Genomic DNA, 7,895 nt, shown 5'->3' on the forward strand with positions numbered 1-7,895 from the left:
TTAAAAAAAGCGGCAAAAGCCGCTTTCTTCAATGCGTCTAGCTCATTTAAAGGTATTGAACGGCAGTGACCTCAAACTCAACCACGCCTTTGGGTGTGTTGATATTGACGACATCATCCAGCTCTTTACCAATCAAGCCGCGAGCAATCGGTGAGTTGACCGAAATCAGATTTTGCTTAATATCCGCTTCATCATCACCGACGATGCGATAGCTCACTGCTTCTTCAGTTTCCAGATTTAGGATCGACACCGTTGAACCAAAAATCACTTTGCCGTTGTTTGGCAGGGTGCTGACATCAATAATCTGCGCATTACCCAATTTGCCTTCAATATCCTGAATACGACCTTCACAAAAGCTTTGCGCTTCTCTGGCCGCATGATACTCAGCATTCTCTTTTAAATCACCATGCTCCCGCGCATCGGCAATAGCCTGAATAATTTGCGGTCGCTTGACCGACTTGAGTTCATGCAGTTCGGCGCGCAGCATTTCTGCGCCATGAACTGTCATTGGTATTGGTTTCATCCTCGTACTCTCTTATGTAATTCCTGAACAGAGATCACTTGCTCAAAAGCACTGGCAGTGCTTGCCTTACAGGTAGCAAAGGCGGCATTCAGTGTGGTGGTGTAGTTGGCTTTATGCTGCAACGCACCACGACGTAAGACTTTTGAGTCTTCAATCGCTTGACGACCTTCTGTTGTATTGACGATGTAGTTGTACTCACCGTTTTTAATGCGGTCTAAAATATGAGGCCGACCTTCCAGCACTTTATTGACCACCCGACAAACAATACCTGCTTGTTCAAGTGTAGCAGCTGTGCCACGAGTCGCGTCCAGCTCAAAGCCTACCTCAATCATTCGTTGAGCTAATTCGATCACCCGAACTTTATCGCTATTTCGAACCGAAAGTAAAGCACGGCCACTCGAGGGTATCAAGGTGCCACAGCCTAACTCGGCTTTGGCAAAGGCTTCTTCAAAGGTATCACCAATGCCCATCACTTCACCTGTGGAGCGCATTTCAGGGCCAAGAATAGGGTCGACACCCGGGAACTTATTGAATGGGATCACGACTTCTTTCACTGAGAAATAAGGCGGGATCACCTCTTGGGTAATGCCTTGTTCTGCTAAGGTCTTGCCCGCCATGCAGCGCGCGCCAACTTTAGCAATCTGGATGCCAGTGGCTTTAGAAACAAATGGTACGGTGCGTGCAGCACGAGGATTCACCTCAATCAGGTAGACTTCACCATCTTTCACCGCAAACTGAGTATTCATCAGGCCAACTACGCCTAGCTCCAGTGCCAGTTTACGAACTTGATCGCGCATCACATCCTGAATAGCTTTCGATAAGCTATGCGGAGGCAAGGTACAAGCGGAGTCACCGGAGTGCACACCGGCTTGCTCAATGTGTTCCATGATGCCACCAATTACGACCTCAGTACCGTCACAAATCGCATCAATATCGACTTCAATGGCATCATCCAGGAAGTTATCCAGTAACACAGGGGCTTCGTTGGATACGCTTACAGCATCAGTCATGTAACGTTTTAGGTCGATTTCGTCGTAGACGATTTCCATCGCCCGGCCACCTAATACGTACGAAGGACGCACTACCATTGGGAAGCCAATATCACCAGCCTTCAATAAAGCCTCTTCCAGACTGGTGACGGTGGCATTTTTCGGCTGCTTTAACTCCAAACGGTCAACAGCTTGTTGGAAACGCTCACGATCTTCGGCCCGGTCAATCGCATCCGGTGAAGTGCCTATAATTGGTACTCCAGCGGCTTCAAGCGCCCGCGCTAATTTCAATGGCGTTTGACCGCCATACTGCACAATCACACCTTTCGGTTGCTCTTTTGCCACGATTTCCAACACATCTTCCAGCGTGATCGGTTCGAAGTACAAGCGATCTGAGGTGTCGTAATCGGTAGACACGGTTTCTGGATTGCAGTTGACCATGATGGTTTCATAGCCATCTTCACGCAGAGCCAGCGCCGCATGCACACAACAGTAATCAAACTCAATGCCCTGACCAATGCGGTTCGGGCCACCACCCAAAATCATGATTTTGTCACGATTGGTCGGCGCCGATTCACATTCTTCATCATAGGTGCTGTACATATAGGCCGTGTTGGAAGCAAATTCCGCCGCGCAAGTATCAACGCGCTTATAAACCGGGTGCAAGCCAAAGCTGTGACGCTTTTTCCGTACTTCGTTTTCACTGACACCAAGTAACTCAGAAATACGCTGATCGGAAAAGCCTTTGCGCTTATAGCGACGCAGACTTGGCGCATCAAGTCCACCAAAGCCGGCATCATGGATGCGCTTCTCATCCATAATTAAATCTTCAATTTGCGCCAGGAACCAAGGATCAACCTTGGTCAGTTCAAAAATGTCCTGCTGACTCATGCCGAAGCGAAATGCGTCCGCGATGTACCAGATCCGGTGTGCACCCGCTTCTTTCAATTCACGGATCAATCGCTCTTTAGCATCAGGGGCAGTTAAATCTTGCATTGGGTCCAAGCCAGAGACCCCAATCTCTAAACCACGCAACGCTTTTTGCAAAGATTCCTGCTGGTTACGGCCAATGGCCATCACTTCACCCACCGACTTCATTTGAGTGGTTAAGCGATCATTGGCACCGGCAAACTTTTCAAAGTTAAAACGTGGGATTTTGGTCACAACATAATCGATGCTCGGCTCAAAAGATGCTGGTGTAATACCACCGGTAATTTCATTGGCCAGTTCATCCAGGGTGTAACCTACCGCCAGCTTGGCAGCAACTTTGGCAATCGGGAACCCCGTTGCTTTTGAAGCCAGGGCAGACGATCGAGAGACTCGTGGATTCATTTCAATAATGACCATACGGCCATCATCCGGGTTGATGCCAAACTGCACGTTCGAACCGCCAGTTTCAACGCCAATCTCACGCAATACAGCCAAGGAGGCATTACGCATCAGCTGATACTCTTTATCGGTCAGCGTTTGCGCTGGTGCAACCGTAATAGAGTCGCCGGTATGCACGCCCATGGGATCAAAGTTTTCAATGGCACAAACAATGATGCAGTTATCATTCTTATCGCGCACTACTTCCATTTCAAACTCTTTCCAGCCGATCAAAGATTCGTCAATCAGCAACTCTTTAGTCGGAGATAAATCCAAACCCCGGGTACAAATTTCATCAAACTCTTCGCGGTTGTAAGCAATACCACCACCTGACCCCCCCATGGTAAAGGATGGACGAATGATGCAAGGGAACCCAATGTCTTCAAGCACCTGATAGGCTTCTTCCATCGAGTGCGCCATGCCTGCACGTGGGCATTCCAGACCGATAGAGCGCATCGCCTTATCAAAGCGACTACGATCTTCAGCCTTATCGATAGCATCGGCCGTTGCACCAATCATTTCGACGTTGTACTTTTTCAGCACACCATGCTTATCCAACTCCAAAGCACAGTTCAATGCGGTTTGTCCGCCCATGGTGGGTAAAACCGCACAAGGGCGCTCTTTTTCAATGATTTTTTCTACCACTTTCCAATGGATAGGCTCAATGTAGGTCGCATCGGCCATTTCAGGATCGGTCATGATAGTGGCTGGGTTCGAATTCACCAGAATAACGCGGTAGCCCTCTTCACGCAGGGCTTTACAGGCTTGAGCGCCTGAGTAATCAAATTCACAGGCCTGGCCAATAACAATAGGGCCCGCGCCAAGGATCAGAATGCTTTTTAAATCAGTACGTTTTGGCATAATAAATCTCTGTCTCTCGCTGCTTGCCGGAATTAGTGCTGACGCTGACGCATCAGATCGATGAAGTGATCAAACAACTCTGCTGCATCATGCGGGCCAGGGCTGGCTTCAGGGTGCCCCTGAAAACTAAAGGCTGGCTTGTCAGTACGATGAATGCCTTGCAAACTACCATCAAATAACGATTTATGCGTCGCTCGCAGCGTGGATGGCAAACCATCCTCTTCAACCGCAAAACCATGGTTTTGCGCAGTAATCATGACTTTTTTCGTGGCAAGGTTCTGAACTGGATGATTGCCGCCATGATGTCCAAACTTCATTTTGGAGGTTTTGGCACCACTGGCCAACGCCAACAACTGGTGACCCAGGCAAATCCCAAAGACAGGAATATCGGTGGTTAAAAACTGTTGGATAGCTTGTATCGCGTAGTCACAGGGCGCCGGATCACCAGGGCCATTGGATAAAAAGATGCCATCAGGGTTCAATGCCAATACTTCATCAGCAGAGGTTTGCGCTGGCACCACAGTTAAACGACAACCACGATCCACCAACATGCGTAGAATATTTCGTTTCACACCGAAATCATAAGCAACCACATGAAAAGCAGCATCAGTTGGGGTGCTAAAGCCCTGCCCTAATTGCCAGCTGCCTTCCTGCCATGGGTAACTTTCTTTCACCGATACGACTTTGGCTAAATCCATGCCAGTTAAACCAGCAAAGCCTTGCGCCAACTGCAGTGCTTTTGCCTGGTCGAGCTCATCGCCTGCCATAAGGCAACCGTTCAAAGCACCTTTTTCGCGAAGAATACGGGTTAATTTACGGGTATCGATATCAGCGATGCCAACAATACCAGACTTGTTTAAGTAATCAGACAACGATGCTTGGTTGCGGAAGTTACTGGCGAGTATAGGTAAATCTCGAATGATTAGGCCTTTGGCCCAGATCCGGCTGGATTCTTCATCTTCATCATTGGTGCCGGTGTTGCCAATGTGTGGGTTGGTCAGGGTGACCATTTGTTCTGCGTACGATGGGTCCGTTAAAATTTCCTGATACCCGGTCATCGAGGTATTAAACACCACCTCACCTACAGAAACACCTTCGGCGCCAATGGCCGTACCATGAAATACAGAGCCATCTTCCAGAACCAACAGGGCAGACGTCGTCAAAATAACCTCCAAACAGCAAAAAACGGGCTTAAACCTACACGTTCAACACCCGTTTTTAATCCAAACCAACTATCCCCAATTTGCTCAGGCAAATTCTCGATATTTTAAGACAATATCGCTCTGAGGTCTAATGCTTTTTTGGATTTATAGGAAAACACCTGCCTGTATGGGTTTTTATCCACTAACGCGTAAAAGTTTAGTCTAACTTCGTCAAACCAAGCACTTGTTGCATGGAATAAAGTGATGGCTGTTTATTTTGCAACCACAGCGCAGCCCTCACAGCGCCTTGTGCGAAGGTGGTTCGACTGCTGGCTTTGTGAGTAATTTCTAATCTTTCACCAAGATCTGCAAAAAGTGCCGTATGATCACCGATAATATCACCGCCTCTTACGGTAGCAAAACCAATGGTATTGTGCTCACGCTCACCTGTGATGCCTTCTCTACCATAAACAGCGCACTCTGCTAAATCTCGGTTCAAGGAACTGGCGATACTGGTGCCGATGGCCATCGCAGTACCCGACGGTGCATCTTTCTTATAACGATGGTGCGCTTCAATAATTTCGATATCGGCCGTCTCGCCCATCACTTTGGCTGCCGTTTGTACCAAATGCAGCATCAGGTTCACCCCCACACTCATGTTGGGAGCCCACACAATAGGGATATGCTGGCTGGCTTGTTGCACCTGTTGGTATTGCGCATCGCTTAGCCCGGTCACACCAATCACTATGGCTTTTTTGGCCGCGACTGCCAGCTTTAGATGCTCAAGCATGGCTTCGGGCATGGTGAAGTCAATCCACACATCCGCCTCGGCAACAGCTGCTGCCGAGGTTTCGGTTAAGGCTAGATTGAGTTTTCCGCAGCCTGCCAGTTCACCCGCATCCTGCCCTAACCAGCTTGAACCAGACCGAACCGTGGCCACTGCCAATGATAGCTCTTGCTCTTTAATCACTTGTACCAGAGCACGCCCCATACGGCCATTGGCGCCAAAAATACCAATCGATGTCATCGCCTTATCCAGATCATTACGAGAAAGAGCGCTATTAAAACAAAATAGCACTCTTAAAGTCTACTTTGCCGAGCCTGTCTGAACAGAAATAGTGTCAGACCGCTTTTTGCAAGATAGCTGTGGCAACCTCAGGCGTAATGTCACCATGTTCGCCTAACTTGACCATCTTATGCTGCACCAGCCGTTCAACAAGGGCATCAATCGCATCGGGAGTAATGCCATAATCTGCCAAACGGGTCGGCACGCCCATTTCTTCAAAGAAGGCGCGCGTATGGCTAATGGCCTCATCAATCAACCGTTCTTCATCCTGATGATCCAATTGCCAAACACGGCGAGCATACTGCAATAATTTGTCGCGTTTTTGCTGCCGCTGTTGTTGCATCAACGCAGGCAACACAATGGCAAGCGTTTGCGCATGATCCAAGCCATGCAAAGCAGTCAGCTCATGCCCAATCATATGGGTTGCCCAATCTTGTGGCACCCCGACGCCAATCAGGCCATTTAGCGCCATGGTAGCCGCCCACATCACATTGGCTCGCACTGCATAATTTTCGGGTTGTTGCCGTGATTTTGGCCCCTCCTCTAACAGCGTCAATAACAAGCCTTCAGCGAAACGATCCTGCACTGCAGCATTCACTGGGTAGGTAAGATATTGCTCCATCACATGAACAAAGGCATCAACCACCCCATTCGCAACCTGACGCGGTGGTAAACTGTAAGTCACCGTTGGGTCCAATACTGCAAATTCCGGATACACCAAGGGGCTGGAAAACGCCATTTTCTCCTGCGTGCTATAGCGTGTAACTACAGCATTACCATTGCTCTCTGAACCAGTCGCAGGCAAAGTCAGAACACAACCTAAAGGCAGGGCCGATTGTACTTTAGCTTTGCCAGTTAATAGATCCCAGGCATCGCCATCGTAACAAGCAGCGGCTGCAATAAATTTGCTGCCATCAATGACGCTACCACCACCCACTGCAACAATATAATTGAGCCGCTCTTTTTTCATCAAGGCAACGGCTTTTAACAAAGTATCAAATGAAGGATTTGGCTCTATGCCACCAAACTCCTGCCATGTTCGCCCTTGTAGCGCATCCGTTACTTGTTGATAGACCCCATTGCGGTGAATAGAGCCACCGCCATAGGTCAGTAATATATTGGCATCTGCTGGCACCAGTTGAGCTAACTCAGCAATTTGCTGCTCACCAAAAACAATACGGGTTGGGTTATGAAAGGTAAAATTTTGCATGCATGCTCCTTTAACGTTGGTCACTCAGTCTACGCGCCATCCTTTAAAAGGTATCATGAATTGACAAAATATAACCAAGCCAGTCGCCGATCTTGGTCGTATTGTATAAAGGCTGCTCAGTGAATCATCCTTCAATGGTACGAGCGTACCCACTTGTTCATGAACTGTTACATAAAACAGTTATGCTCGGGCACTAAAGGCAGTATAGTACTATGCGACTGGATCAAACTTGAAAGGAAAACATTATGTTGGCAGTAGTCTGGTTAATTATCGCCATTATGTTTGGTATTGCCGAGTTAATGACCGGCACCTTTGTTATTCTTGCCATTTCATTGGGCGCTTTTTCTGCAGCGCTAAGTAGCTGGTTGTTTGCACTATCGTTCACTCAATCATTGTTTGTGTTCGCTTTTGGTTGCCTGATGTTTCTGCCATTAGCCCTTTGGCTGCGTAAACAAGGGCTTGGCCGTTCAAAAGCCGTCAATATGGCTGAGCCTGGCTATCAGCAAACCGTAGTTCTGGAACAGCACGGTGATAAACTGGTGGCCAAAATGGGTGGAAGCTTTTATCCAGTGAAAGCAGAAACGAGTTCCGAAGCAAATGATAGCTGGCTTAGCGCTGGTCATGAAGTCAAAGTCTGTCGTATCGATGGTATTACGCTGATCGTGGCACCGATTTAATTTTTTTAAGTTCAAGGAGAACGATATGGATTTAGCATTAATCCTGTTACTAGGGGTGG

6 protein-coding genes are annotated in these 7,895 nt (G+C 48.1%); 1 reads left to right on the forward strand and 5 read right to left on the reverse strand.

Annotated features, from left to right (window positions below; all coding sequences use genetic code 11):
* Positions 1-46: 46 nt before the first annotated feature.
* The 5 genes from greA to Q3O60_RS13080 form a co-directional block, all read right to left on the reverse strand.
* Positions 47-523: a transcription elongation factor GreA gene (greA, locus tag Q3O60_RS13060; RefSeq protein ID WP_305894384.1), complete on the reverse strand. Its 477-nt coding sequence runs from the start codon at positions 521-523 to the stop codon at positions 47-49.
* The gene (gene carB, locus Q3O60_RS13065) at positions 520-3,741 is read right to left on the reverse strand and encodes a carbamoyl-phosphate synthase large subunit (protein WP_305894385.1); all 3,222 of its coding nucleotides are present in this window, start codon (positions 3,739-3,741) and stop codon (positions 520-522) included. Before carB ends, greA begins: the two co-directional genes overlap by 4 nt.
* A 32-nt stretch (positions 3,742-3,773) precedes the next feature.
* On the reverse strand, positions 3,774-4,904 hold the full coding sequence (gene carA, locus Q3O60_RS13070; protein WP_305894386.1) for a glutamine-hydrolyzing carbamoyl-phosphate synthase small subunit: 1,131 nt from the start codon (positions 4,902-4,904) through the stop codon (positions 3,774-3,776).
* 196 nt (positions 4,905-5,100) lie between these two features.
* On the reverse strand, positions 5,101-5,910 hold the full coding sequence (gene dapB / locus Q3O60_RS13075) for a 4-hydroxy-tetrahydrodipicolinate reductase (RefSeq protein WP_305894387.1): 810 nt from the start codon (positions 5,908-5,910) through the stop codon (positions 5,101-5,103).
* A gap of 94 nt (positions 5,911-6,004) precedes the next feature.
* Positions 6,005-7,159 carry an iron-containing alcohol dehydrogenase gene (locus Q3O60_RS13080; RefSeq protein ID WP_305894388.1) on the reverse strand — a complete coding sequence of 385 codons (1,155 nt, stop codon included), beginning with the start codon at positions 7,157-7,159 and terminating at the stop codon, positions 6,005-6,007.
* Between the two features lie 245 nt (positions 7,160-7,404).
* Here Q3O60_RS13080 and Q3O60_RS13085 point away from each other — a divergent pair, with 245 nt between their 5' ends.
* Positions 7,405-7,836 (forward strand): NfeD family protein, encoded by a 432-nt coding sequence (locus Q3O60_RS13085; RefSeq protein ID WP_305894389.1) that lies wholly within the window; start codon positions 7,405-7,407, stop codon positions 7,834-7,836.
* The last annotated feature ends 59 nt before the right edge of the window (positions 7,837-7,895 follow it).

It is taken from the genome of Alkalimonas collagenimarina, from assembly GCF_030717845.1.
Taxonomy (GTDB): domain Bacteria; phylum Pseudomonadota; class Gammaproteobacteria; order Enterobacterales; family Alteromonadaceae; genus Alkalimonas; species Alkalimonas collagenimarina.

What these genes read in the sequence shown, in the direction of transcription:
- greA (WP_305894384.1), bottom strand. Translation starts at nt 523, where the DNA reads ATGAAACCAATACCAATGACAGTTCATGGCGCAGAAATGCTGCGCGCC.
- Q3O60_RS13080 (WP_305894388.1), bottom strand. Translation starts at nt 7,159, where the DNA reads ATGCAAAATTTTACCTTTCATAACCCAACCCGTATTGTTTTTGGTGAG.
- carB (WP_305894385.1), bottom strand. Translation starts at nt 3,741, where the DNA reads ATGCCAAAACGTACTGATTTAAAAAGCATTCTGATCCTTGGCGCGGGC.
- Q3O60_RS13085 (WP_305894389.1), top strand. Translation starts at nt 7,405, where the DNA reads ATGTTGGCAGTAGTCTGGTTAATTATCGCCATTATGTTTGGTATTGCC.
- dapB (WP_305894387.1), bottom strand. Translation starts at nt 5,910, where the DNA reads ATGACATCGATTGGTATTTTTGGCGCCAATGGCCGTATGGGGCGTGCT.